The following is a 23286-nucleotide window of genomic DNA, read 5'->3' as shown; positions in this document are numbered from 1 at the left end:
AATGGCTCACCTCATGTCCGTTCACGGCACGAACCGTGTCATCCAGGTCCAGGCGGATCAAACGATCCTTGATGCTGCACTCGCTTCCGGCATCGACTATCCGCACGGCTGCCGATCCGGGCGATGCGGCGCATGCAAGACGCGCCTCGTCGAAGGCGATGTGGAGATGCTGGCACACACGCGGTTTGCCCTGTCCGACGCCGAGCGCCAGGACGGCTACATCCTCGCATGCCGGGCCGTGCCCCGCACGAGCGGATCGATCCTGCTGCCGGGTCAGGACGAGGTGCCGCCGGAGCATCCGCGTCAGAACCTTCTCTGCCGGGTCATCTCCACATCGAGCGCCACCCATGACATCAGGCACATTCGGCTTGCGGTCGAAAGCGGAGGTCCCTTCACGTATTCGCCGGGACAATACGCCAGGATCACGCTCCCCGGAGCGCCGCCGCGGGACTACTCCATGGCAAGCCTGCCGGGACAGGATCACCTCGAGTTCCTCGTCCGGCGGGTGCCGGACGGCATCACCAGCACGCGCATGACGTCGGTCCTGAAGATCGGGGACGCCGTTCAGGTCGAAGGCCCCTTCGGGAGCGCCTACCTGCGCGAACGTCATGCGGGCCCGATCCTCTGCGTGGCGGGAGGCTCAGGACTCGCCCCAATCAAGTCCATCGTGGCGGCTGCCGCGGTCGCCGGACTGGAACAGCCCATCCATGTGTACTTCGGGGCGCGGTCGGAACGGGACCTCTATCTCGTCGAATGGTTCACGGCATTGAGTTCCGTTCATCCGAACCTGACCTTCATTCCGGTCCTGTCGGAACCCGATGCCCCCACGGCCCATCGCACGGGCCTTGTCGCCGATGCGATCGCGTCGGATCTGACCGACCTTGATGGCTGGAAAGCCTACGTGGCAGGGCCGCCGGCAATGGTGGAAGCGACGGGCCGAGTGCTGCAACAGCGAGGGCTGCAATCGCGGGATCTGCATGCGGACGTGTTCTTCACCCCGGAACTCGCGCCAGCGGCCTAGAGCCACTCGTCCGTAGCACGTTCACTGGAGCGGGCGAGTCCCGTGGCCACGCCACCGTCGCAGGCGCCACGGGGTTCCACGCCGAGTTCAACGAACAGCCATCTGGCATCCATCAGGTCCATCCCGGGCATCCAGTCAACGGGAGCCCGGGAAGCATGTCGCATGGCGAAAGTGAGCAAGCCGCAGCGTCTTGAACCTCGCGTGTGGGATTTGCGGAAATCCACCCTGCGTGAGATCCCGATAGCCTCGAGGAATGCTTCATCCTGGCTGACCATCGGAAGCGCGCCGTCATATGCCCGAACTCCCGCCTCGACAGCCTCGATGTCCGGATGGTTGGTCGGCTCGTCGAGGATCAGGAGGGCGGGGTCGGCCCGCCCAGCACGCGGCCTCCGGCAACGGGAAGGTCAATTTCAAATTTTCCCTTCCCGCTCCTCTTGACCTTGCGACGGTTGGAAGCCCGACCTTGAGCGTCTTGAGACCGAAACCAAGGAGAATTCTCATGGAACTCAGAATCGAGAGCATGACCTGCGGCGGGTGCGCCCAATCCGTCACCAAGGCGATCCAGTCAGTCGATCCCGACGCCAGGATCGAGACCAATCCCGCCGCACGCACCGTCAAGGTCGAAACGACCGCTACCTCGGCGGCCCTTCTAAGGGTTCTCGAGGAAGCCGGCTATCCGGCAACCACGAACTGAACTCGACCGGTATCATGAACAAGCTCACCCTGATCCCCGTCGCAGGTTCGGTCGCCGTCAGCGCCGGCCTCGCGACCGCACAGGGCCCAATGAACACGGATGATCCCATGCAAAATCACGATATGTCAGGCCATTCGATGCCGGCATCCGACAGCCCGTCGACGAAAGCTTACATGGCCGCCAATGACAGCATGCATAAGGACATGATGATCGAGTTCACCGGTGATGCCGACATCGACTTCATGCGCGGCATGATTCCGCACCATCAGGGCGCGATCGATATGGCGAAAGTCGTGATTGAGTACGGCAATGATCCAGAGGTCCGCAAACTCGCCGAAGAGGTGATCAAGGCCCAGGAAGGTGAGATCGCGATGATGAAGAAGTGGCTTGCCGACCGCGGCAAGTAGCCAGCGGGCCGGTCCGGAGACTGATCGCCAGGAACTGCCGGGAAGGGAAACGGGCCGCGCAACTCATCAAGGTTGCGCGGCCCGCCTTGAACAGGGCCATGCGGGCCGCGGGCTCAGCGCGATGTGCTCTTCATCGTGGTAGCGACCATCGATCTTGAGCGCTTGAGCCTCAAAGCCGAAGGGTCGAAAGCCAAGGTCATAGTACAGTTTCCGAGCCGCCAGGTTCTCGCTCGCCACAGAGGCCTGGATGATCTCCACGTGCTCGGCGGCATGACGAAGCACGGCCTCAACGAGTTGCACGAAGCCCGTCGGAGGCAGCGCCGAATCCGGAGTCCGCACCAACTTGGATTCGGCGCTTGACCTTACCATCATTGGAAGGACTACACCTCTCCTAAGTCGGATGATCAAGGAGAAATCCCGATGGCTAGCGCCACTGCAAAGCGAACGGAAAACACGGGGGCGACGCTGTCCCTGCCCATCGAAGGCATGACCTGCGCCTCGTGCGTCGGACGGGTCGAGAAGGTCCTGGCGGGCCTGCCGAATGTCACGGCGGCGAACGTGAACCTGGCGACCGAGCGCGCCGAGATCACCTTCCGTGGCCCGGCGGATCCTGCCGGCGCAGCCCGGGCCGTCGAGAACGCAGGCTACTCGGTCCCCGAGGACACGACGGAGCTTGCCATCGAGGGCATGACCTGTGCCTCGTGCGTGGGCCGCGTCGAGAAAGCCCTCAAGGCTGCCCCCGGAGTGCTTGAGGCGTCCGTCAACCTGGCGACCGAGAAGGCCACCATCCGCCACCTGGCGGGCGTGGTGACCCCGGCCGCCCTCGAGGAGGTCGTCCGGAACGTCGGGTACGAGGCCCGCCGCGTGGGCGACGAGCCTGTTGCCGACCGCGAGCGTGAAGGCCGCCAGCGGGAATACCGCGCCCTGACGCGGTCCCTCGGTCTCGCAGCCCTCCTGACCCTGCCCGTCTTCGCCCTCGAGATGGGCTCTCACCTCATCCCGGGTGTCCATGAATGGGTCATGGACACGATCGGCCACCGGGAGAGCTGGTACCTCCAGTTCGTCCTGACGACGCTGGTCCTGTTCGGCCCCGGCCTGCGCTTCTTCCGGAAGGGCATCCCGGCGCTGATGCGCCTTGCACCCGACATGAACTCACTCGTGGCACTCGGCACGGCCGCCGCCTACGGCTACTCGGTGGTGGCGACCTTCGCCTCCTCGGTCCTGCCCGCCGGTACCGTGAACGTGTACTACGAGGCAGCGGCCGTCATCGTCACGCTGATCCTCCTTGGCCGCACGCTCGAGGCCAAGGCCAAGGGCCGCACTTCCGAGGCGATCAAGCGGCTGATGGGCTTGCAGGCCAAGACGGCCCGCGTCGTCCGCAATGGGGAGACGGTCGAAGTCCCGCTCGATCAGGTCCGCGCAGGCGACCTGGTCCAGGTTCGCCCTGGGGAGAAGGTGCCGGTCGACGGTGAGGTGACCGAGGGCTCCTCCTTCGTCGACGAGTCGATGATCACCGGCGAGCCCGTTCCCGTGCAGAAGGCGGCCGGCGCAGCCGTCGTTGGTGGCACGATCAACAAGACCGGCAGCTTCACCTTCCGGGCGACCAAGGTCGGGGCGGACACCGTGCTGGCGCAGATCATCCGCATGGTCGAGCAGGCGCAGGGCTCCAAGCTTCCGATCCAGGCCCTGGTCGACAAGGTGACCATGTGGTTCGTGCCGGCCGTCATGGCGGCGGCCGCCCTCACCTTCCTGGTCTGGCTGATCTTCGGCCCCGAGCCCGCCATGACCTTTGCCCTGGTCAACGCGGTCGCCGTGCTGATCATCGCCTGCCCTTGCGCCATGGGCCTTGCCACGCCAACCTCCATCATGGTCGGCACGGGTCGCGGCGCCGAGCTCGGCGTGCTCTTCCGCAAGGGCGAGGCGCTCCAGAGCCTGAAGGAGGTCAAGGTGGTCGCCCTCGACAAGACCGGCACCCTGACCAAGGGCCGCCCGGAGCTCACCGATCTCATCGTTGCTCCCGGCTTCAGCGACGAGGAGGTCCTTGCGCTCGTGGCGGCGGTGGAGACCCGCTCGGAGCACCCGATCGCGGAAGCTATCGTCGAGGCCGCCAAGGCTCGTGGCCTGAGCCTTGCACCCGTGGACGGGTTCGATGCAGTCCCGGGATACGGCGTCTCCGCCGTCGTCCAGGGTCGAAGGATCGAGGTCGGCGCCGACCGCTACATGCAGCGGCTCGGATATCCCGTCGCAGACTTCGCCGCAGCCGCAGCCCGTCTCGGTGACGAAGGCAAGAGCCCGCTCTACGCCGCCGTCGACGGCCGGCTTGCGGCCATCATCGCGGTCGCCGATCCGATCAAGCCCTCGACTCCTCAGGCGATTGCGGCCCTTCATGCCCTCGGCCTGAAGGTGGCGATGATCACGGGCGACAACCGTCGCACGGCAGAGGCCATCGCCCGCCAGGTCGGCATCGACCAGGTCGTGGCCGAGGTCCTCCCGGACGGCAAGGTCGAGGTCGTGAAGCGGCTGCGCGAGGGTGGCCGCCAGGTGGCCTTCGTCGGCGACGGCATCAACGACGCCCCGGCTCTGGCCGAGGCGGATGTCGGCCTTGCCATCGGCACCGGCACCGACGTCGCCATCGAGAGCGCCGACGTGGTGCTCATGTCCGGAGACCTGCGCGGTGTCGCGAACGCCATCGCGCTGTCGAAGGCCACGATCCGCAACATCAAGCAGAACCTGTTCTGGGCCTTCGCCTACAACGTGCTGCTGATCCCCGTGGCCGCGGGCATCCTCTACCCGATCGACGGCACCTTGCTGTCGCCGGTCGTGGCGGCCGGAGCCATGGCGCTCTCGAGCGTGTTCGTCCTCGGCAATGCCCTGCGGCTGAGGGGATTCCAGCCTGCCATGACGAATGACGCCCTCGAAACGGACCCGAATGCAGCGCCCGCTGCCCTTGCCACCCGCTGATCGGACCGGGTCCGCCAACGAAGGCGGACCCGGCTTTTTTCCATGGAGCGAAACGATGCCCTCCCAGCCCGCCGTCATCGTCTACACGACCCCGACCTGCCCCGACTGCCATGCACTCAAGGCGTGGCTGACCCGCCTCGGACTATCCTTCGAGGAACGTGACCTGACGGATCCTGCGATCATGGCCGAGGCCAAGGCCCGCACCGGGGTACGCGTTGCACCGATCACCGTCATCGGCGATCAAGTCTTCTACGGAACCTTCCAGTCGCAGAAGGCGCGTATCACCGAGGCGCTCACACCTGCCTTCATCGGCTGACCAGGATCAAGAGAGGAGCAAGATCATGAACATCGGACAGGCAGCGGAAGCATCGGGCGTTTCGGCCAAGATGATCCGCTACTACGAGTCGATCGGGCTGATCCCGAAGACGGTTCGCACGGAAGCCGGGTACCGGGTGTACTCCGAGAACGACGTCAACACCCTCGGCTTCATCCGGCGGGCCCGTGACCTCGGCTTCTCGGTCGAGCAGATTTCGGAGCTCGTCACCTTGTGGCGTGATCGGCAACGCGCCAGCACGGACGTGAAGCGGATCGCCCTCGAGCATGTGGAGATCCTGGAGCGGAAGGCTCGCGAGTTGCAGGAGATGGCCGCGACGCTCAAGCACCTCGCAAAGCATTGCCACGGCAACGAGCGGCCGGAGTGCCCGATCATCGAAGGCCTTCAGAACGGCCATGAGGTGGGATTGATCGACATCCACTCGACCCCGCATTTCGGGGCCGTCGGCCTTCGCTCCGCACGTCGGGGCACAGCGCCGAAGAGGGAGCGCAACTAGCACGCTGCCTCATGTCGCTCGGGACCCCTTGCGGCTCTGCGAGCGGCCGCTGTACTTGCGCTTGGGACGCCGTTGGTCCGCTGCACCTGGAGGTGCGGCATTCGGCAAGGTTGGCATGGTGTCATGACGCGCCACGCCCCAAGCAGCTCCCGACCAGCGCGGCAAGGGCTGGGAAGTGGGCGAAAGGCAATCGGGAAAGGCAGGATAGCCAGTCGTCGCCAGGCTGCAAACAGACCGTCCACTCAGGGACTCCCGCATCCTGCCCGTTTCGGCAGCAGCCTCATGGAACGCCCTCAGGGGTGCCGCCCCGATCACGCAGGAAGCGGCTGGACCTCGACGGTCACATGCGACAACTCGTGGAGATGGGACAGCCGCTCCTTGTAGGCCGAAGGCGCCTTGGGAGCTGACGTGGCCAGCGATACGATCGCCGCGTGGTGTCCCGGACCGACCTGCCAGACGTGCAGGTCGGTGATCCGGTCGCCCTCGCCTTCCAGTGCCTCGCGGATCTCGTCTGGCAGGTCCTCGCCCTCCGGAACGACATCCAGGAGGATGGCTCCGGCGTCGCGGATGAGGCCCCACGACCAGCGGGCGATCACCAGGGCGCCGACGATGCCCATCAGCGGATCGAGCCAGAGCCAGCCGTAGGCGCTGCCGGCCAGCAGGGCCACGATAGCCAGCACGGAGGTCAGTGCGTCGGCCAGCACATGCAGGTAGGCAGCACGCAGGTTGTTGTCGCGTCCTCCACCATGGGAGTGGCCGTAATGGTGATGACCATGCTCATGATGGTGGCCGTGATCATGATGGCTATGGGCATGGTGATGCCCGTGATGATGGTGGTCGTCCTTGAGCAGCCAGGCGCTGGCGAGGTTCACCACGAGACCGATCGCCGCGACGGCGATCGCTTGGCCGAAGTCGATGGGAATGGGATTGGCCAAACGCAGCAGGCTCTCCCACCCGATCAGCAGGGCGATGAGGGCGAGGATGATGGCGCTGGCGAAGCCAGCGAGGTCGCCAAGCTTGCCCGTACCGAAGGTGAAGCGGGGGTTGCGGGCGTGCCGGCGGGCGTAGAAGTACGCTAGCGCGCTGATCAGCATGGCGGCGGCATGCGTGGACATGTGCCAGCCGTCGGCCACCAAGGCCATCGAGCCATAGACCGTGCCGGCAACGATCTCGACCACCATCATGGTGGCGGTCAGGGCGATCACGAACCAGGTCCGGCGCTCGTTACGCTCGTGGTCGTCGCCGAGGAACACATGATCGTGCCGCAAGGCTTGCAAGGAATCGCCGTGCATCGGAGTCACCTCTCGGGTTCGTTCGTGTGGGAGCCGCGGCTCACTTGAGGTACGTACGAACCACGTCGATAAGTTCCTGCGCGCCGCGGGCGCGGTCGGCGTCGGGCTCGCGAGCCGGATCGACCACGTGATGGCGGATGTGCTCCTCCATCAGCTCTGCGGTCAGCCCGTTGACTGCCCCACGCACCGAGGCGACCAGCATCAGCACGTCGGCGCAGCCGATCTCCGCCTCCAGGGCACGCTCCACGGCCTCGACCTGGCCGCGGATCCGGCGCACCCGCGCCAGCAACTTCGCCTTGTCCTTGGTGGTATGGGACATGATTGCTCGTACCGAGTAAAATAAGGTAGGGGGGTATATTACATTGATGGCAGGTCGGCAAGGTGCGAGATGGCCCTTGACCTTGCCAGCGTTGGAACCCGCAGGCTCCGAATCCTCACCATCGCAAAGGAGCGACAAGACATGTGCGGATGCTCAACCCACCAGACCGACAGGGCCGGACAGAACGTGTTGCCGAAGGACGGCAGCCTGACGCTGCGGGTCGAGGACATGACCTGCGGCCACTGCGCCGGCACGATCAAGAAGGCGGTCGAGTCCGCCCTGCCGGGAACCCAGGTCGATGCCGATCCGGCCTCGAAGCTGGTTTTGATCCGGGGCACCGCCGACCTCTCGGCGGTCACGGCCATCGTCGCCGAAGCCGGATACACGCCCTCCGCGGCTGCCTGACCCCCTGGCGCGCAAGGCGGTCGGGATCGTCGCACGCCCTTCCGGACCGCCTTGCCGAAGCAGGGCTTTCGTGACACTCATTCGATTCTGACGGACTGGAGAGTTCCTTGCGGCTGATCGGCCTCATCATCGCTGCCTTGCTTGCGCTCGCCGCGGGAATCCTCGTGATGTCCGTTCCGCAGGCGGTTGCGTCGGGCGGCCGGATCCTCCTGTCATCCGCAGTCGATGGGCACGTCCACGGGAGCGATGTGCATGTGGACGCGGATCACGAGCATGGGGTCCAGGCCCCGGCCCATGACCACGCCTCCGCTCCGAAGGACTGCGGCGATCCTGCCTCGGGAACCCACGGCAAGGCAGGAGCGGATTGCTGCGGCATGGGAGCCTGCCACGCCGTCCAGGCGCTCGCCGCCCCCATGCTCCATACCCCCTGCACCTCTGCCGCCGCCATCGCCCTGACCCGGGACGACCAGGTCGCAGGCGTCGCCCCCGACAGCCTCGACCGTCCCCCACGAACCCTCTGATCCAGGAGCGGGCGGCTCACGCCCGCACGCATCGGCATGGCTGTGGCCCAAGGCCAGCATGCCCGTCCTGAAGCCCAAGCCGGTCATCCTCCCGTGCCAGTGATCAGTACGCAGGTTCGCAGCGGACGGCGGACGCATCGTCCGTCCCCATCGCACCCCTGACGCCGATCACGCCGTGGAGGTCCGCCCGGAGACGGATCCCATGATGAAACCCCTTTCCCTCGCGGCGCTCGGGCTTGGCCTGGCCGCCTGCATGCCTACCCAACATCCCTCCTACCTCGTGTCGGCGGCCGACCCAGCCGTCGGAACCCGCCCCCCGGCCTACTCCTCCGTCACCGCGGGCATCCGTGGCTACGACGTCGTCGAGCCCCTCGACTGGCGCGAGCTGAACCGGCGCGTCGGCCCTCAGGGCAATCCCGAGCGGGGCGACTCGGACGATGCCGCACGACGGGGACGATAGGCGATGACCCACACATCGAACCCATCCGCCGACATGACGATCGCGTGGCAGGGCACACGCAAGGACAACAGCGAGATGAAACACGACAGGGGCAGCGGCCGGACAAGACCGCGACTGAAGCTGCTGGCCGGCCTGGCCGCCACGGTCTTCCTGGGTGGCTGCGTATCCTTCTCACAGGATGCGGGACTCTCCGTCGCGCAGACTGTCGCCTACACCGACCTGGGCAAGGATGTCGTCAAGATCACCGGCGAGGCCGAGGCGCTGGCGGCTCAGACCCGGGCCGAGGAGCTGCTGCGCCGTCCGCTCACCCCGGACGGCGCGGTCCAGATCGCGCTGCTGAAGAACAGGGGCCTCCAGGCCGCGTTCAACGATCTCGGGGTGTCGGAGGCAGCCTATGTCCAGGCCAGCCTGCCGCCCTCCCCGCGCGTGTCCCTGGGCCGCAGCGGCCTCCTGGGAGGTGGGGCCTTCGAGGTCGAGCGGCAGCTCATGATCGGCCTGTTCGAACTCGCGACCCTGCCGCAGCGCGCGGCCGTTGCGCAGCAGGAGTTCCGCGCCGCCCAGTTCCGCACGGCGGAGGCCGTGCTGAGCCTCGGGGCCGAGGCGCGGCGCCAGTACTACCGTGCCGTCGCCGCGAACCAGAGGGTCGCCTTCATGCAGCAGGCCCTCGCCACGGCCGAGACCGCGTCCGAGCTCGCCAAGCAGCTCGGCGAGACCGGTGCCCTCAACAAGCTGGAGCAGGCGCGCGAGCACGCGTTCTACCAGGAGCTCGGCGCCCAGCTCGCCCAGGCCCGGATCGAGCAGAAGGTCGAGCGCGAGCGCCTGATCCGCCAGCTCGGCCTGTGGGGACGCGACATCACCTTCACGCTGCCGGGCACCCTGCCACCGCTGCCGTCCCGCCTCGCGACCCAGAGGGACGTCGAGAGCGAGGCCCTGGCCCGGCGCGTCGACCTCCAAGCCCTGCGCAACGACCTCAATGCCGTCGCCGGACAGTACAGCCTCGACGTGATCCAGAGCGTCGTCAGCGACATCGAGCTGGTCGAGGGATCGAGCTTCGGCAAGTCGAAGACGGTCGACGACCACGGCGAAGTGGAGATCGAGAAGGAGAAGAGCCGGACCCGCGGCATCGAGGTGTCCTTCACGATCCCGATCTTCGACTTCGGGGAGACGACCCGCCGCGGCGCGCAGGAGGCCTACATGGCGGCCGCGAACCGCTTGGCGGAGCGGGCGGTCAACGTCCGGTCCGAGGCCCGCGAGGCCTATGCCGTCTACCGTGGCAAGCACGACCTCGCCCGCCACTACCAGAACCGCGTCCTGCCGCTCCAGAAGCGCATCCAGGACGAGGCCCTGCTCCAGTACAGCGGCATGCTCGTCGACGTGAGCCAGCTCATCATCGACGCCCGCACCCGCATCCTCAGCAACGTCGACGCCATCAACGCCCGCCGCGACTTCTGGATCGCTGCGACCGATCTCAAGGCCGCCCTGGTGGGCGGACTGAACGGCGGGGGCGGCGCAGGCGGAGGCGAGACCACTACGGCCGCGGCCGGCGGGGAAGCCGCCGGTGGCGGGCACTGACACTCGAGAGGAGATATCCAATGACCGTATCGCGAAGAGGTTTTCTCGGCGCCGGGGGATTGGCCCTCGCCGGGGCCAGCATGATCAGCGGGCGCACGCAGGCCGCGGGCCTGCCCGAGGCGCCGATCATGACGGAAGCCACCATGCAGCCGCCGCTCTACCCGACGAGCGGACCGGACTACCAGCCTGTCGTCACCCTCAACGGCTGGACCTTGCCGTGGCGGCAGAACGGCGACTGGAAGGAGTTCCATCTCGTCGCGGAGCCCGTCGTGCGCGAGATGGCGCCCGGCATGAAGGCCCACCTGTGGGGCTACAACGGCCAATCCCCCGGCCCGACCATCGAGGCGGTGCAGGGCGACAAGGTTCGCATCTTCGTCACCAACAAACTGCCGGAGAACACGGCGGTGCACTGGCACGGCCAGCTCCTGCCCAACGGCATGGACGGCGTCGGCGGCCTGACCCAGCCGCACATCCCGCCGGGCAAGACCTTCGTGTACGAGTTCATCTGCCAGAAGTCCGGCACCTTCATGTACCACCCGCACTCCGACGAGATGGTGCAGATGGCGATGGGCATGATGGGCTTCTTCGTCGTGCACCCGCGCGATCCGGCCGAGCGCCGCGTCGACCGTGACTTCGTGTTCCTGCTCAACGCCTTCGACATCGAGCCCGGCTCGTACGTGCCCCGGGTCAACGAGATGACGGACTTCAATCTCTGGTGCTGGAACACCCGCGTGTTCCCCGGCATCGATCCGCTCGTGGTGCGCCAGGGCGACAAGGTCCGTGTCCGGTTCGGCAACCTGACCATGACCAACCACCCGATCCACATGCACGGCTATGACTTCAAGGTCACCGGCACGGACGGCGGCTGGGTGCCGGAATCCGCGCAATGGCCGGAGGTCTCCGTGGATGTGGCGGTCGGCCAGATGCGCGCCTTCGAGTTCGTGGCCGACGCGCCCGGCGACTGGGCGATCCACTGCCATAAGAGCCACCACACCATGAACGCCATGGGCCACGACGTGAAGACCTACATCGGCGTCAACATGAACAAGACCGCACCAGCGCTGAAGAGGATTGCGCCGGGCTACATGCCGATGGGCGGTGCCGGCATGGGCGAGATGGGCTCGATGGAGATGCCGCTGCCCGACAACACGCTGCCGATGATGACGGGCTTTGCCCAGTTCGGTCCTGTCGAGATGGGCGGCATGTTCTCGGTCGTGAAGGTGCGCCCCGGGCTGGCGCACGACGATTACAAGGACCCCGGCTGGTACAAGCACCCGGAGGGCACCGTCGCGTACGAGTGGACGGGCGAGCAGCTCGCCGAGCCCGCCCGCGCGACGTCGCCCGACAGCGGCGTGAAGGCCACCGAGTTCAAGGCCATCGACCCCCGCAAGCGTCCGGTCCGTTCGGCCGGTGCCGGCGGTCACGGCAATCACTGATCCCAACCAGAACCAATGCCAAAGGAGCAACAATGATGGTTCGTACAGCCAAACCTCTCGCAGGGGCACTTGCTGCCCTTGCATTCTCGGCGGCCATGGCATTCGCCGCCCCAGGCGAGCCCGGGCACAGCCACAAATCCTTCGCGGCCGGCGAGCCGGGCAATCCGCAGAAGCCTGTCGCCCGCACGATCGAGGTCACCATGAAGGAGACCGAGGACGCGAAGATGCTGTTCGATCCCAGCACGGTCGAGATCAAGCGCGGCGAGCAGGTGAAGTTCGTGCTCAGGAACGCCGGCCAGGTCGACCACGAGTTCATGCTCGACTCGGTCGCGAATAACGCCAAGCACAAGGTCCAGATGGAGAAGAACCCGGACATGGAGCACGACGACCCGAACGGGAAGCGGCTCGCACCGAACGGCTCCAGCGAGATCGTCTGGCGCTTCACCAAGGCCGGCACCTTCGAGTTCGCCTGCCTGATCCCAGGCCACTACGAGTCCGGCATGAAGGGCACCGTCGTCGTCAAGTGACGGACCCAATCCCCTCGCCATCCAGCTACGAAAAGGAGTTTCCCATGAAGCGTATCACTATCGGCCTGATCGCCGCCCTGAGCCTCTCCAGTGCCGCCCTCGCCCAGAACCTGCCGACGGTCACCGGCACGGTCGAGAAGGTCGACACCGCCCAGGGCAAGATCACCATCGACCACGGCCCGATCCAGAACCTGGACATGGAGGCGATGACCATGGTGTTCCGCGCCCAGGACCCGAACCTGCTCAAGGGCCTCAAGGCCGGCGACAAGGTGCAGTTCACCGCCGACCGGGTGAACGGCCAGATCTCCGTCACCTCGATCAAGAAGGGCTCGTAAGGCCCTCGCCGCCCCGCGAACTGAGGTGTTCGAGACCCACCTTCCGTGGGGCGGTCCTCCTGCATCAAGAAAGACACTGCCATGAAACGCTTCGCCGTCACCCTCACCGCCTTTGGGGCACTGTCAGCCGCCCTGGCCATTGCCGGCCCCGACCGTCTTGCGCAGGCGCAGCCTGCCAAGGGAGCGCCTGCCGCCTACGAGCGCGTCCGGGAGGTCATGGACGACCGCTTCAAGGACATGAAGCTCACCGGCGATCCCGACAGGGATTTCGCCGCGCTCGTGATCGCCCATCACGAGGACCTGATCTTCCTTGCCCGGACGCAACTGGAGCACGGCGCGGACGAGCAGCTCCGCCGGATGGCCCAGCAGTTCATCAATGAGCAGCAGGTCCAGATCTCGGCATTGAAGGAGTGGCAGGTCCGTAACCGCCAAGAGGACTACCGTGCCAAGGTCGACCAGCCACCGCACGGTTCCGGACCGCTTGACCAGAAGGGCACGCCGGCCCCGCAAGCCCAGGCGGCCGCTCCGGCGCAGCCCGCGGTCGCCAGCCAGCTTCCGATGGTGTCGGGAACGGTGGAAAAGGTCGACGCGGGTGCCGGCAAGATCACGATCGACCACGGTCCCATCCCCAACCTCGACATGGATGCCATGACCATGGTGTTCCGGGTTCAGGATCCTGCCCTGCTCCAGGGCGTGAAGGCCGGAGACAAGGTGCAGTTCCAGGCTGACCGAGTGAACGGCCAGATCTCCGTCGTAAGGTTCGCGACCGGCGCGGCGCAATCGGCAGCACCCCAGCCGGCCGCGGCGGCCAACCTCCCCATGGTCACCGGCACCGTCGAGAAGGTCGATGCCACCCAAGGGAAGGTGACCATCGACCACGGGCCAATCCCGAACCTGAACATGGATGCCATGACGATGGTTTTCCGGACACAGGATCCGGCAGTCCTCAAGGGCGTGAAGGCGGGCGACAGGATCAGGTTTCAGGCCGACCGCGTGAACGGGCAGATCTCGGTCGTCAGGATCCAGAAGGGAAGGTAGCGGACGCGCCGGACGGCACCCGGGCCAGGCGCTTGACCTTCCCACCGTGGGAAGACCGAAGCTGACCGCTTTGCATGGAAACGCAGTGGAGAACCACCATGAGCGATGACCAAGTCACCAAGAGGCACGGCCACCATCACGGTCATGCCGCCCACGGGGGCCACGACCATCATCACCATGAGCCTGCAACGGACGCCGGGAAGGTGAAGGATCCGGTCTGCGGGATGATGGTCGACCCGCACACGACCACCCACCGGGCCCAGTACCAGGGCAAGCCGTACTACTTCTGCTCGCCCGGCTGCCAGTCGAAGTTCATGGCGGACCCCGCGAAGTACGCGGAGCCCTCGGCCGAGAGGACGGCAGAGGCCGTGCCCGAGGGTACGATCTACACCTGCCCGATGCATCCGCAGATCCGCCAGGTCGGCCCGGGATCCTGCCCCATCTGCGGCATGGCGCTGGAGCCCGTCGTGGCCACCGCCGAGACCGGCCCCAGCCACGAGCTGACGGACATGACCCGTCGGTTCTGGATCGGCCTTGCCCTGACGCTTCCGGTCTTCGCGCTGGAGATGGGCGGGCACCTCATCGGAATCGACCATCTCATCCCCCGCACGACCTCCAACTGGATCCAGATGCTGCTCGCGACCCCGGTCGTGCTGTGGGCCGGATGGCCCTTTTTCGTCCGCGGCTGGCAGTCGCTCGTGAACCGCAGCCTCAACATGTTCACCCTGATCGCCATGGGCACCGGGGTGGCGTGGGTCTACAGCATGGTCGCGACGCTGGCGCCCGACGTGTTCCCGGCGGCCTTCCGCGGCCACGACGGCTCCGTCGCGGTGTATTTCGAAGCGGCGTCCGTCATCACGGTGCTGGTGCTCCTCGGACAGGTGCTGGAGTTGCGCGCCCGCGAGAGCACCGGCGGTGCCATCCGTGCCTTACTCGACCTTGCGCCCAAGACGGCAAGGCTCATCCGGGACGATGGCACCGAGGAGGAGGTCCAGCTCGACACCGTGCAGGTCGGCAACCGCCTCCGGGTCCGACCCGGCGAGAAGGTTCCGGTGGATGGAGCGGTCGTCGAGGGACGCAGCTCCGTCGACGAGTCGATGGTCACGGGCGAGTCGATGCCGGTGACCAAGGACGTCGGCGCGAAGGCGATCGGCGGCACGATGAACCAGTCCGGCGGCATCGTCATCGAGGCCGAGAAGGTCGGGCGCGACACCATGCTGGCGCAGATCGTGCAGCTCGTGGCGGAAGCCCAGCGCAGCCGCGCGCCGATCCAGCGCCTCGCCGACCAGGTCTCGGGCTACTTCGTGCCGGCCGTGATCGGGGTGGCCGTACTCGCCTTCATCGCCTGGGCGATCTGGGGACCGGAGCCGCAGCTCTCCTATGGCCTCGTGGCCGCAGTGGCGGTCCTGATCATCGCATGTCCGTGTGCGCTCGGCCTTGCCACGCCGATGTCGATCATGGTCGGCGTCGGCCGCGGTGCCCAGGCGGGCGTGTTAATCAAGAACGCCGAGGCGCTGGAGCAGATGGAGAAGGTCGACACGCTGGTGGTCGATAAGACGGGAACTCTCACCGAGGGCAGGCCCGCCGTGACGGCCATCGTTCCCGCGCAAGGCCTTAGCGAGGCCGAGGTGCTGCGCCTGTCGGCCAGCGCGGAGCGGCCGAGCGAGCATCCGCTCGCCATCGCCATTGTCGAGGCGGCCGAGAAGCAGGGTATCGCCACCGCGCCGGTCTCCGACTTCGACTCGCCCACCGGCAAGGGTGCGCTCGGCACCGTTGAGGGCCGCCGCGTCGTGCTTGGCAGCGCCAAGTTCCTGGCAGAGCATGGCATCGACGTCAGCCCCCTCGCAGAGCAGGCCGACAGGCTGCGTGAGGATGGCGCGACGGCCATCTTCGTAGGCATCGATGGAAGGGTGGCAGGCGCCATCGCCATCGCCGACCCGGTGAAGGCTACGACACCGGAGGCGCTGGCCGGGCTGAAGGAGGAAGGCATCCACGTCGTGATGCTGACCGGCGACAATTGGACGACGGCACGGGCTGTCGCCAAGCGGCTTGGGATCGACGAGGTCGAGGCCGAGGTTCTCCCTGACCAGAAGAGCGCGGTGGTCGAGAGGTTCAAGCGCGAAGGCCGCGTGGTGGCCATGGCCGGCGACGGTGTCAACGACGCGCCGGCACTCGCCGCGGCGGACGTTGGCATCGCCATGGGCACCGGCACCGACGTAGCGATGGAGAGCGCGGGCGTGACCCTGCTCAAGGGCGATCTCACCGGGATCGTGCGGGCGCGGCGGCTGTCGCAGGCGACCATGCGCAACATCCGCCAGAACCTGTTCTTCGCCTTCGTCTACAACGCGCTCGGGGTGCCGGTCGCGGCCGGCGTGCTGTACCCGTTGTTCGGCATCCTGCTGTCGCCGATCATCGCCGCGGCGGCGATGGCCCTGTCGTCCGTGAGCGTGATCGGCAACGCCATCCGTCTTCGCACCGCGCGCCTTTGAGCAGATACCTGAATGGAATGGAGTCAGGAACATGAAGTCGAACGTAACGATCGGTCGCCGCTCGCTCCTGGTGGGCCTCGCCACCGCCGCCGGCGCCTTTGCCGCCTTTCCGGTGCGGGCGCAGCAAGCCCTGCCGAAGATGACGGTCACCAAGGATCCGAGTTGCGGCTGCTGCGGTGCCTGGGTCGAGCATGTCCGTGAGGCGGGCTTCGCCGTCGAGGTGATCGAGTCCGCGGAGGTGAACCGCCTCAAGGTCCGCCTGGGCGTGCCGCAGGCCCTCGCCTCCTGCCACACGGCCGAGATCGGCGGCTACGTCATCGAGGGGCACGTGCCCGCGGATGCCATCAAGCGCCTGCTCACCGAGAAGCCCAGGGCCAAGGGACTTGCAGTGCCCGGGATGCCCGTCGGCTCCCCCGGGATGGAAGTGGAGGGTGTCGAGCCCGACACCTACGAGGTGGTCCTGTTCGGGCCGTCCGGCCAGACGACGTTCGCCCGGTACCGGGGGGCAAGCGCGGCCTGATGCCGGTGAACGGCCATTCCTGAAAATCGAGTCCCTGCCCAGAGCGGGGACTCGCACTCGTGAGCGGCGGCCTACTGATTGCCTTCCTTCGCTGCGTTCTTCTTCAGCCACTCCCTCATTTCGGCGATCTCCTTCTGCTGATCGTCGATAACCTTCTGAGCCATCCGCTTGGCCTCGGCGTTGTCGCCTGTCTTCAGCACGACCTGGGCCATGTCGATGGCGCTCTGGTGGTGGGGGATCATCCCGCAGATGAACGCGACGTCGGCGTCCTTGGCCATCATGCCGGTCATCATCGGCCCGTGCATCTTCATCATGGCCTGCATATAGCCCTTCTGGGCCTCGGTCATGTTGGCCATCATGCCCTGCATGTTCTGCGACATGCCCTGCATGTCCATGCCCTGCATCATCTTGCCATGGCCGCCGGCCTGCGCCGCAGCCTGGCACTCCGCCGGCAGGCTGTCGGCGGACATGGCCATCTGGCCCCCCGACGGATGGTGCATCGGCTGCTGCTGGGCCAAGGCCCCCCAAGCGTTGACAGAGAGGAAGGCGGAGGCGAGCGTGATCATTCGAATGGTCATGGTGGTGTTTCCTGTTCCAGGCACCGCGAATTCATCAGCCCTGCGGAGGCGGCGCCTGGCGCGCCGGCGGGCTGGCTTCCGTCGCACGCGGTGTGACCGCGCAACTCCCGGTCAGGCGTGCTTCGGCGGTCGCTCGATCCCCGACGGCATGAACGGGATCGGCGTCAGGTCAGGCGGGACCGGGACGGACTCGGACAGCGGCAAGGCATGTGCCGCGCTGCCCAGCGCCGGAAGGACGGCCATGATGCAGCCGGGATGACAGCAGGACTGTCCCGGAGTGTCGGACCGGGACGGCGCGCCATGGTGCCGATCGGGCTGGCCATGGGTTTCAGGGAGAATTCGCGCGGCCTCCTCGGCGTGGCCGGAGAAGCCGGAACCGGTGTCGGCCATCCGTGCGGCCGCATGCAGCGGTGCGCTCGCGAGGCCGATGGCGACCAGCGCGACGATCCAGCGGCTGAGCATGAAGCGGATCAGGTCATCCACGGCACGATCCTGGAGGGTCATGGCCCCAACGATGGCCTTCGGCGCCTGGTTCCGCGAGGCGGCTGACGTGCGCCCGGCCTGGGGAGGCGCGACGCCATCCCAAGGCTTGATCGCTCACCACATTAGGAGTTGCCGGAACCCGCGAACGGCGCGACTCTCGCCGGGTCAGTTCCGGAGGGACATGCCATGAGAAAGCTCATCCTTGCCATCGCCGTCGCGGCAGGTTTCGCTGCCACCCCGGTCCTCGCCTGTCCGATGCACCAGGCCGCAGCCCCGGCGACGGGCTCGACCTTAGCGGCCGGTCCGATGATGTGCGGCACGCCGACGGCCACGGCCCAGGTCCAGCAACCGGGCCAGACGACCCAGCCCTCACAGCCGGGTCAGTCCGCGGGCGGCATTTGCCCATGCTGCCGGAACATGGCCATGATGCAGCCTAAGCCACAACAGCCGGGTGACATGCAGCAGGACGCACCCGCAAGTCCTCCGGCACCCTCCCCGGCCCCGGAACCGCCCAGACCGAACTGATCCAGTTAACCTGGGGCGTCACGTCCGCGCCGTGTCCGCCAGAATACCTGGCAGTGCCCCGTCACGCCGAGGATGGTGGTCACCAGGAAGGCGGCCTTGAGGCCGAGCGCGATGGTGACGTTCTGGCGGATGTTGGCCATGGTGTCCCGCGACAGGCGCACCATGCGCACGACGTCCATCAGGCGGTCAGGTCGCCGGTCGTGACGACCTTGCCATAGGCAAACGCCAGGGCGGACATGTAGGCGGCATGGACCTGCGCGGCCGGAACCGTCGTGCCGTTGAACTCGACGTCGCGCGTGGCGCAGGCGTCCTCGACGATAGTCATCGCATAGCCGAGGTCGGCAGCCGCTCGGCTGGTGGCGTCGATGCACATGTGGCTCATCGCGCCCACGACCACGACATCCTTGATGCCGTCCGCGTCCAGGGCCTGCTTCAGCCCGGTCTCGCGGAAGGAGTTGGGATAGTTCTTGGTGATCACCAGCTCACCCTCGGCCGGGGCAACAGTCGGGATGATCTCGGCCCCCTCGGTGCCAGGCACGAAAAACGGCGCGTCAGCCGGGTTCTCGTGGCGGATATGGATAACCTTGTCTCCGGCGGAGCGGCCCGCCTCGATCACCTTGGCCGCATTTGCGGTGGCCTCATCAATGCCGACGAGGGCAAAGCTGCCGGTGGCGAGGTAGTCTTTCTGAAGGTCTACGACGATGATCGCGCGCTTGCTCACAGGGCTTTTCCTTTGTTGCCGTTGAACGTGAACCTTGGATACTGCGCCCCGTTGCGCAATATAATTGGCAAAAGTGACAAACTCCGAGGCGATATTGCCAATCTCCCGAAGCACACCGGAAATCGGGATCATCCTGTACCCTGGCTCCCAGACGGCTGCGGCTCTAGGCATGACCGACCTTCTCACCTTCGCCGAGGAGCTCGCGCGGGCAAAGCTGAACAGTGACGGTCGGCTCCTGCGGGTCAGCCACTGGGAATGGCGGGATCAGGTCGGGGAGCCGATTCGAGCCTTCGACAGCGTCCCAGGTGCTGAGGGGAACCCGTCCATCCTCGTCATTCCGCCCGGCCTGGGTCAGCCACTCTCCCGTGAGCTGGCGGCGCAGTGGGCTCAATGGCTGAAGGGTCAGCATGCGCAGGGCACCTCCCTCGGGTCCATCTGCAAAGGCGCCTTCCTGCTCGGCGAGACGGGACTGATGGATGGCCGAACCGTGACGACGCACTGGTCGTACGAGGAGCAGCTCCTGTCCCGGTTCCCTGGCGCCAAGGTCGACACTGACAGGCTTATCATCGATGACGGGGACATCATTACGGCAGGAGGGGTGATGGCATGGATCGACCTGAGCCTGAAGCTTGTCGACAGGTTCCTCGGGCCGACGATCATGGTCGAGACCGCTCGCACGTTCCTGGTCGACCCGCCCGGCCGGGAGCAAAGCTACTACAGCGCCTTCGCGCCGAAGCTCAATCACGGCGACGCCGCCATCCTGAAGGTCCAACACTGGCTTCAGGCGACCGAGGGAAAGGAAACGAACCTCGCCGCCCTGGCCGTCCAGGCAGGACTGGAGCAACGGACGTTTATCCGGCGCTTCCAGAAGGCGACGGGGCTGACGACCAGCGAGTACATCCAGCGCCTTCGCGTCGGAAAGGCGCGTGAGCTGTTGCAGTTCACGAAAGCACCGGTGGAAAGGATCGCGTGGGAGGTCGGCTATACCGACCCGAGCGCATTCCGGAAGGTGTTCGGCAAGATCGTCGGCCTTACACCCCAGGAATACCGTCAACGCTTCAGCGTCTGACGAACTCCGGCAGGCACGACGTCCCACTTGGCTGCTATGCGTGCGGCTCTGGCAGCGCCAAGGGCAGCCGGCCCGCATCGTGCCCGATCGCCATCCGGCGCACAACGACGTAGACGGCCGGCGTCAGGATAAGCCCGAACAGCGTCACGCCGATCATCCCCGCGAACTCAACTCCGTCGATGTTCTTGGCCGTAGGAGGAGTTCGTCTTCGCATGAGCCCCATGGATCGGCTTTGATGTGGAGTGCTCCGGCGAAGTGAGGAGCCGCCGGCCCAGCGGGGCCGGCGGCTCCCCTGATGCGATCGTCAGTGGCTTTCGGCAGCGGCCAAGGAGCGCGAGGGCAAGCCCTTGTCCCGGCCGCCATCCGCCGTCTTCACGCCCTTGAAGCGCAGCAACCGCAGCGCGTTCAGGGTCACGATCGCGGTGGCGCCGGTGTCGGCCAGCACGGCGATCCACAGGCCCGTGATGCCAAGCATGCTGGTGACCAGGAACAGGCCCTTAAGCGACAGCGCGAAGATCACGTTCTGATGGATGTTCGCCATCGTGGCACGTGAGAGCGCGACAAGATGGGCGACGTCGGTCACGCGGCTCTTCAGGAGCGCGGCATCCGCCGTCTCGATCGCCACGTCCGTGCCGCCGCCCATGGCGATTCCGACATGGGCCGTCGCCAGCGCAGGGGCGTCGTTGATGCCGTCGCCGACCATCGCCACCTTGGTCTTCCGTTTCATCTCGTCGACGAAAGCTAGCTTGTCCTGCGGCAGCAGCTCGGCCTTCCATTCGATGCCAAGACCGTTGGCGATCGCCTGGGCCGTGCGGCGGTTGTCGCCGGTCAGCATGACCGCATCGACACCCATCGCCTTGAGCAGCGCCACGCCTTCACGGGCATCGCGCCGCGGCTCGTCCCGCAGGGCGACCAGGCCAAGGACTTCCTTCGAGTGCTCGTCGAAGAGAACCGCGACGGTGTTGCCGCCGTCCTCGAGCTTCTCGATAGCCTTGCGCTCCAGGGCCCCGACCCTTGCCGCCTGGGCGGCATGCGTCGGCGAGCTCACGGCCAGACGGCGGCCACCGACGGTGGCATGCACGGCCTTGCCGGGCGTCGCCGAGGCGTCGCGCGCGGACGGGATGGCAATCCCGGCGGTTTCGGCGCGGCCGACGATCGCCTTGGCGAGCGGGTGGTTGGAGCCGGTCTCGACGGCGGCGGCAAGCCCGATCACCTCGTTCTCGTCGCCCTTCCCGAACGCGAGGACCTCGGTCACGCGCGGCTTGCCCTCGGTCAGCGTGCCGGTCTTGTCGAAGGCGATGGCACGCACCTTGCCGATGGTCTCAAGCGCGTTGCCGCCCTTGATCAGGAGACCGCGGCGCGTGCCGACGGCGAGACCCGAGGCGATGGCGGCCGGGGTGGAGAGCACCAGCGCGCAGGGGCAGGCGATCAGCAGCAGGGCGAGACCACGATAGATCCAGGCATCCCAGTCGGCACCCATCGCCAGCGGCGGAACCACGATGACCAGGGCCGCGATCAGCATCACCGCCGGGGTGTAGTAGCGGCTGAACCTCTCGATGAACCGCGCGGTCGGCGCCTTGGAGGACTGGGCCTGCTCGACGAGCTGGATGATGCGCGAGATGGTGTTGTCGGCGGCCGTCCTCTCGACACGGACCTGGAGGACGCCGTCGACGTTGATCGAGCCGGCGAAAACGCTCTCCCCGGTCGACTTCGGGCGCGGCACGGACTCCCCGGTGACGGGGGATTCGTCGACACTGGAGGTCCCCTGGACGATCCCGCCGTCGGCTGGCACGCGGTCGCCCGGACGCACCAGCACGAGGTCGTTCACCCTCAGGGAGGCGGCAGGGACGCTGCGTTGACTGCCATTCGGATCGAGCAGGACCGCCGTCTTCGGCACCAGCGAGGCCAGCGCCCTGATCCCGGCGCGTGCACGGCCCGCGGCGACACTCTCCAGGAGTTCGCCGACCGCGAACAGGAACACGACCGCGGCGGCTTCTTCCGCCTCGCCGATCACCAGGGCGCCGATCGCCGCAACCGACATCAGCGTCTCGATCGAGAAGGGCGAACCCGATATCGCAAGCGCGAGGGCCGTGCGGGCGAACGGGATCACGCCTGCCAGGACCGCCGCGGCAACGATCCATTCCGCGTACAGCGGGAAGAATTGCGCGATGGCGTAGGCCCCGCCCATCAGGACGCCGAGCCCGATGACATGCCTGCCTTTCCTTGTCTGCCACCAGCGCTGGTTGCGCGCTACGGGTGCCGGCGCGGCCTCGACGGAGGCGTCGGCCGGCGACGGGATCCGGCGCGTGTCGGAGACCCCGAAGCCGAGGCTCCTGATCGTATTCTCGATCTCGCCGACCCGGGCGGCTGCGCCGGGGGCGAGCGTCAGTTCGAGCATCTCGTTGGCGAAGTTGACCTGAACGTTCGAGACGTCAGGCATGCGAGCGAGGGCCGTCTCGATTTTCCCGACGCAGCTTGCGCAATCCATGCCCTCGACCCGCATCGAAACGCTGGGCGGCGAGCTGGGGGCCGGCCGCGTGGCGGAGGCATGGGCCGCCTGCTCATGGCCGCCGTAGCTTCCGTGATCGTGGTCGTGATGATGGTGGTCATGGCCCTGCGTATGGTCGGCTCCGCAACCGCCGCCATGATGCTTGTGGGCACGATCGTGCCCTTCGTCGTGGTTGTGATCGTACCCCCCGCAGCAGCCATGATGCGCATGGCCGTCATGAGAGGCGTGCGCGCCGGACGGGGATGCGGCGGGGACCGCCGACGTGGGCAGTTGCTCAACGCCGAACCCGAGGGAACGGATCTTCCTGGCGATGTCCTTGGCGGAGGTCGTGCTGGCGGGATCACGGGAGAGGGACAAGGTCTCGCTGGCGAAATTCACGCTCACGCCGGACAATCCGGGCATGCGCCCAAGGGCCGTTTCGATCTTCCCGGAGCAGCTCGCGCAATCCATGCCTTCCACGCGGAAGCTGAGCCTTTCACCGGCCCCCGAGGCGGACTCGATCAATCTTGCTGTCATGAGGGTTTCCTTTCTCTCCGGCGCATCCGCGTTCGTCGAACTGGCCACAGTCAATTAT

26 protein-coding genes and 1 pseudogene are annotated in these 23286 nt (G+C 66.7%); 18 read left to right on the top strand and 9 right to left on the bottom strand.

The window, feature by feature from the left end:
• The first annotated feature begins 1 nt into the window (after window position 1).
• On the top strand, window positions 2-1021 hold the full coding sequence (locus ACFOYU_RS14635; RefSeq protein ID WP_377034167.1) for a 2Fe-2S iron-sulfur cluster-binding protein: 1020 nt from the start codon (window positions 2-4) through the stop codon (window positions 1019-1021).
• 203 nt (window positions 1022-1224) lie between these two features.
• Here ACFOYU_RS14635 and ACFOYU_RS14630 read toward each other — a convergent pair.
• Window positions 1225-1398: pseudogene (locus ACFOYU_RS14630) on the bottom strand (ABC transporter ATP-binding protein); the annotation flags it as partial.
• A 122-nt stretch (window positions 1399-1520) separates the two neighbouring features.
• Between ACFOYU_RS14630 and ACFOYU_RS14625 the strand changes: the two are divergent.
• From ACFOYU_RS14625 to cueR, 5 genes are all read left to right on the top strand, one after another.
• Window positions 1521-1715, top strand: coding sequence for a heavy-metal-associated domain-containing protein (locus ACFOYU_RS14625; RefSeq protein ID WP_377034166.1), 195 nt, complete (start codon window positions 1521-1523; stop codon window positions 1713-1715).
• A 14-nt stretch (window positions 1716-1729) separates the two neighbouring features.
• Window positions 1730-2122, top strand: coding sequence for a DUF305 domain-containing protein (locus tag ACFOYU_RS14620; RefSeq protein WP_377034165.1), 393 nt, complete (start codon window positions 1730-1732; stop codon window positions 2120-2122).
• 420 nt (window positions 2123-2542) lie between these two features.
• Window positions 2543-5083, top strand: a complete 2541-nt coding sequence (locus ACFOYU_RS14615; protein ID WP_377034164.1) for a heavy metal translocating P-type ATPase — start codon at window positions 2543-2545, stop codon at window positions 5081-5083.
• A gap of 55 nt (window positions 5084-5138) precedes the next feature.
• Window positions 5139-5399 (top strand): glutaredoxin family protein, encoded by a 261-nt coding sequence (locus tag ACFOYU_RS14610; RefSeq protein WP_377034163.1) that lies wholly within the window; start codon window positions 5139-5141, stop codon window positions 5397-5399.
• A gap of 25 nt (window positions 5400-5424) precedes the next feature.
• Window positions 5425-5913, top strand: coding sequence for a Cu(I)-responsive transcriptional regulator (gene cueR / locus ACFOYU_RS14605; protein WP_377034162.1), 489 nt, complete (start codon window positions 5425-5427; stop codon window positions 5911-5913).
• A 311-nt stretch (window positions 5914-6224) separates the two neighbouring features.
• Here cueR and dmeF read toward each other — a convergent pair whose 3' ends face one another.
• Both dmeF and ACFOYU_RS14595 read right to left on the bottom strand, forming a co-directional pair.
• A complete protein-coding gene (gene dmeF, locus ACFOYU_RS14600) occupies window positions 6225-7205 on the bottom strand; it encodes a CDF family Co(II)/Ni(II) efflux transporter DmeF (RefSeq protein WP_377034161.1) in 981 nt (326 codons plus the stop codon).
• 40 nt (window positions 7206-7245) lie between these two features.
• A complete protein-coding gene (locus ACFOYU_RS14595; protein ID WP_377034160.1) occupies window positions 7246-7524 on the bottom strand; it encodes a metal/formaldehyde-sensitive transcriptional repressor in 279 nt (92 codons plus the stop codon).
• Window positions 7525-7665: 141 nt separating this feature from the next.
• Here ACFOYU_RS14595 and ACFOYU_RS14590 point away from each other — a divergent pair, with 141 nt between their 5' ends.
• The 10 genes from ACFOYU_RS14590 to ACFOYU_RS14545 all read left to right on the top strand — a co-directional run bounded on the left by ACFOYU_RS14590 (window position 7666) and on the right by ACFOYU_RS14545 (window position 16827).
• Window positions 7666-7929, top strand: a complete 264-nt coding sequence (locus ACFOYU_RS14590) for a heavy-metal-associated domain-containing protein (protein WP_377034159.1) — start codon at window positions 7666-7668, stop codon at window positions 7927-7929.
• Window positions 7930-8036: 107 nt separating this feature from the next.
• Complete coding sequence (locus ACFOYU_RS14585) at window positions 8037-8450, top strand: hypothetical protein (protein WP_377034158.1); 414 nt, start codon at window positions 8037-8039, stop codon at window positions 8448-8450.
• 202 nt (window positions 8451-8652) lie between these two features.
• Window positions 8653-8910 (top strand): hypothetical protein, encoded by a 258-nt coding sequence (locus ACFOYU_RS14580; protein WP_377034157.1) that lies wholly within the window; start codon window positions 8653-8655, stop codon window positions 8908-8910.
• A gap of 3 nt (window positions 8911-8913) precedes the next feature.
• Window positions 8914-10482, top strand: a complete 1569-nt coding sequence (locus ACFOYU_RS14575) for a TolC family protein (protein WP_377034156.1) — start codon at window positions 8914-8916, stop codon at window positions 10480-10482.
• A gap of 20 nt (window positions 10483-10502) precedes the next feature.
• On the top strand, window positions 10503-11918 hold the full coding sequence (locus ACFOYU_RS14570; RefSeq protein ID WP_377034155.1) for a multicopper oxidase family protein: 1416 nt from the start codon (window positions 10503-10505) through the stop codon (window positions 11916-11918).
• Between the two features lie 35 nt (window positions 11919-11953).
• The gene (locus ACFOYU_RS14565) at window positions 11954-12445 is read left to right on the top strand and encodes a plastocyanin/azurin family copper-binding protein (RefSeq protein ID WP_377034224.1); all 492 of its coding nucleotides are present in this window, start codon (window positions 11954-11956) and stop codon (window positions 12443-12445) included.
• Between the two features lie 44 nt (window positions 12446-12489).
• Window positions 12490-12780: a copper-binding protein gene (locus tag ACFOYU_RS14560; protein ID WP_377034154.1), complete on the top strand. Its 291-nt coding sequence runs from the start codon at window positions 12490-12492 to the stop codon at window positions 12778-12780.
• A gap of 81 nt (window positions 12781-12861) precedes the next feature.
• Window positions 12862-13818, top strand: coding sequence for a copper-binding protein (locus tag ACFOYU_RS14555; protein ID WP_377034153.1), 957 nt, complete (start codon window positions 12862-12864; stop codon window positions 13816-13818).
• A gap of 98 nt (window positions 13819-13916) precedes the next feature.
• Window positions 13917-16307, top strand: coding sequence for a heavy metal translocating P-type ATPase (locus ACFOYU_RS14550; protein WP_377034152.1), 2391 nt, complete (start codon window positions 13917-13919; stop codon window positions 16305-16307).
• Between the two features lie 31 nt (window positions 16308-16338).
• Window positions 16339-16827 carry a DUF411 domain-containing protein gene (locus ACFOYU_RS14545; protein ID WP_377034151.1) on the top strand — a complete coding sequence of 163 codons (489 nt, stop codon included), beginning with the start codon at window positions 16339-16341 and terminating at the stop codon, window positions 16825-16827.
• A gap of 71 nt (window positions 16828-16898) precedes the next feature.
• On the opposite strand, the gene ACFOYU_RS14540 is transcribed toward ACFOYU_RS14545, so the two are convergent.
• Both ACFOYU_RS14540 and ACFOYU_RS14535 read right to left on the bottom strand, forming a co-directional pair.
• Window positions 16899-17405 carry a DUF305 domain-containing protein gene (locus ACFOYU_RS14540; RefSeq protein ID WP_377034150.1) on the bottom strand — a complete coding sequence of 169 codons (507 nt, stop codon included), beginning with the start codon at window positions 17403-17405 and terminating at the stop codon, window positions 16899-16901.
• Between the two features lie 111 nt (window positions 17406-17516).
• The gene (locus ACFOYU_RS14535) at window positions 17517-17888 is read right to left on the bottom strand and encodes a hypothetical protein (RefSeq protein WP_377034149.1); all 372 of its coding nucleotides are present in this window, start codon (window positions 17886-17888) and stop codon (window positions 17517-17519) included.
• A 186-nt stretch (window positions 17889-18074) separates the two neighbouring features.
• Between ACFOYU_RS14535 and ACFOYU_RS14530 the strand changes: the two genes are divergently transcribed.
• A complete protein-coding gene (locus tag ACFOYU_RS14530; protein WP_377034148.1) occupies window positions 18075-18413 on the top strand; it encodes a hypothetical protein in 339 nt (112 codons plus the stop codon).
• A gap of 5 nt (window positions 18414-18418) precedes the next feature.
• Here ACFOYU_RS14530 and ACFOYU_RS14525 read toward each other — a convergent pair whose 3' ends face one another.
• Window positions 18419-18592: a hypothetical protein gene (locus ACFOYU_RS14525; protein ID WP_377034147.1), complete on the bottom strand. Its 174-nt coding sequence runs from the start codon at window positions 18590-18592 to the stop codon at window positions 18419-18421.
• The gene (locus ACFOYU_RS14520; RefSeq protein WP_377034223.1) at window positions 18592-19134 is read right to left on the bottom strand and encodes a cysteine hydrolase family protein; all 543 of its coding nucleotides are present in this window, start codon (window positions 19132-19134) and stop codon (window positions 18592-18594) included. Before ACFOYU_RS14520 ends, ACFOYU_RS14525 begins: the two co-directional genes overlap by 1 nt.
• 169 nt (window positions 19135-19303) lie before the next feature.
• Here ACFOYU_RS14520 and ACFOYU_RS14515 point away from each other — a divergent pair, with 169 nt between their 5' ends.
• A complete protein-coding gene (locus tag ACFOYU_RS14515; protein WP_377034146.1) occupies window positions 19304-20203 on the top strand; it encodes a GlxA family transcriptional regulator in 900 nt (299 codons plus the stop codon).
• Between the two features lie 34 nt (window positions 20204-20237).
• Here ACFOYU_RS14515 and ACFOYU_RS14510 read toward each other — a convergent pair whose 3' ends face one another.
• Both ACFOYU_RS14510 and ACFOYU_RS14505 read right to left on the bottom strand, forming a co-directional pair.
• Window positions 20238-20360 carry a hypothetical protein gene (locus tag ACFOYU_RS14510; protein WP_377034145.1) on the bottom strand — a complete coding sequence of 41 codons (123 nt, stop codon included), beginning with the start codon at window positions 20358-20360 and terminating at the stop codon, window positions 20238-20240.
• Between the two features lie 147 nt (window positions 20361-20507).
• On the bottom strand, window positions 20508-23228 hold the full coding sequence (locus ACFOYU_RS14505; protein WP_377034144.1) for a heavy metal translocating P-type ATPase: 2721 nt from the start codon (window positions 23226-23228) through the stop codon (window positions 20508-20510).
• Between the last annotated feature and the right edge of the window lie 58 nt (window positions 23229-23286).

Source organism: Microvirga sp. GCM10011540 (assembly GCF_042650665.1).
Classification (GTDB): Bacteria; Pseudomonadota; Alphaproteobacteria; order Rhizobiales; family Beijerinckiaceae; genus Microvirga; species Microvirga lenta.
The sequence above is the reverse complement of the archived record's forward strand: the minus strand, read 5'-3'. Positions and strand labels throughout refer to the sequence as shown.

Bases quoted from the DNA above. Each gene is read 5' to 3' on its own strand.
- ACFOYU_RS14635 (WP_377034167.1), top strand. From the start codon at position 2: ATGGCTCACCTCATGTCCGTTCACGGCACGAACCGTGTCATCCAGGTC.
- ACFOYU_RS14625 (WP_377034166.1), top strand. From the start codon at position 1,521: ATGGAACTCAGAATCGAGAGCATGACCTGCGGCGGGTGCGCCCAATCC.
- ACFOYU_RS14620 (WP_377034165.1), top strand. From the start codon at position 1,730: ATGAACAAGCTCACCCTGATCCCCGTCGCAGGTTCGGTCGCCGTCAGC.
- ACFOYU_RS14615 (WP_377034164.1), top strand. From the start codon at position 2,543: ATGGCTAGCGCCACTGCAAAGCGAACGGAAAACACGGGGGCGACGCTG.
- ACFOYU_RS14610 (WP_377034163.1), top strand. From the start codon at position 5,139: ATGCCCTCCCAGCCCGCCGTCATCGTCTACACGACCCCGACCTGCCCC.
- cueR (WP_377034162.1), top strand. From the start codon at position 5,425: ATGAACATCGGACAGGCAGCGGAAGCATCGGGCGTTTCGGCCAAGATG.
- dmeF (WP_377034161.1), bottom strand. From the start codon at position 7,205: ATGCACGGCGATTCCTTGCAAGCCTTGCGGCACGATCATGTGTTCCTC.
- ACFOYU_RS14595 (WP_377034160.1), bottom strand. From the start codon at position 7,524: ATGTCCCATACCACCAAGGACAAGGCGAAGTTGCTGGCGCGGGTGCGC.
- ACFOYU_RS14590 (WP_377034159.1), top strand. From the start codon at position 7,666: ATGTGCGGATGCTCAACCCACCAGACCGACAGGGCCGGACAGAACGTG.
- ACFOYU_RS14580 (WP_377034157.1), top strand. From the start codon at position 8,653: ATGATGAAACCCCTTTCCCTCGCGGCGCTCGGGCTTGGCCTGGCCGCC.
- ACFOYU_RS14575 (WP_377034156.1), top strand. From the start codon at position 8,914: ATGACCCACACATCGAACCCATCCGCCGACATGACGATCGCGTGGCAG.
- ACFOYU_RS14570 (WP_377034155.1), top strand. From the start codon at position 10,503: ATGACCGTATCGCGAAGAGGTTTTCTCGGCGCCGGGGGATTGGCCCTC.
- ACFOYU_RS14565 (WP_377034224.1), top strand. From the start codon at position 11,954: ATGGTTCGTACAGCCAAACCTCTCGCAGGGGCACTTGCTGCCCTTGCA.
- ACFOYU_RS14560 (WP_377034154.1), top strand. From the start codon at position 12,490: ATGAAGCGTATCACTATCGGCCTGATCGCCGCCCTGAGCCTCTCCAGT.
- ACFOYU_RS14555 (WP_377034153.1), top strand. From the start codon at position 12,862: ATGAAACGCTTCGCCGTCACCCTCACCGCCTTTGGGGCACTGTCAGCC.
- ACFOYU_RS14550 (WP_377034152.1), top strand. From the start codon at position 13,917: ATGAGCGATGACCAAGTCACCAAGAGGCACGGCCACCATCACGGTCAT.
- ACFOYU_RS14545 (WP_377034151.1), top strand. From the start codon at position 16,339: ATGAAGTCGAACGTAACGATCGGTCGCCGCTCGCTCCTGGTGGGCCTC.
- ACFOYU_RS14540 (WP_377034150.1), bottom strand. From the start codon at position 17,405: ATGACCATTCGAATGATCACGCTCGCCTCCGCCTTCCTCTCTGTCAAC.
- ACFOYU_RS14530 (WP_377034148.1), top strand. From the start codon at position 18,075: ATGAGAAAGCTCATCCTTGCCATCGCCGTCGCGGCAGGTTTCGCTGCC.
- ACFOYU_RS14525 (WP_377034147.1), bottom strand. From the start codon at position 18,592: ATGGACGTCGTGCGCATGGTGCGCCTGTCGCGGGACACCATGGCCAAC.
- ACFOYU_RS14515 (WP_377034146.1), top strand. From the start codon at position 19,304: ATGACCGACCTTCTCACCTTCGCCGAGGAGCTCGCGCGGGCAAAGCTG.
- ACFOYU_RS14510 (WP_377034145.1), bottom strand. From the start codon at position 20,360: ATGATCGGCGTGACGCTGTTCGGGCTTATCCTGACGCCGGCCGTCTAC.
- ACFOYU_RS14505 (WP_377034144.1), bottom strand. From the start codon at position 23,228: ATGACAGCAAGATTGATCGAGTCCGCCTCGGGGGCCGGTGAAAGGCTC.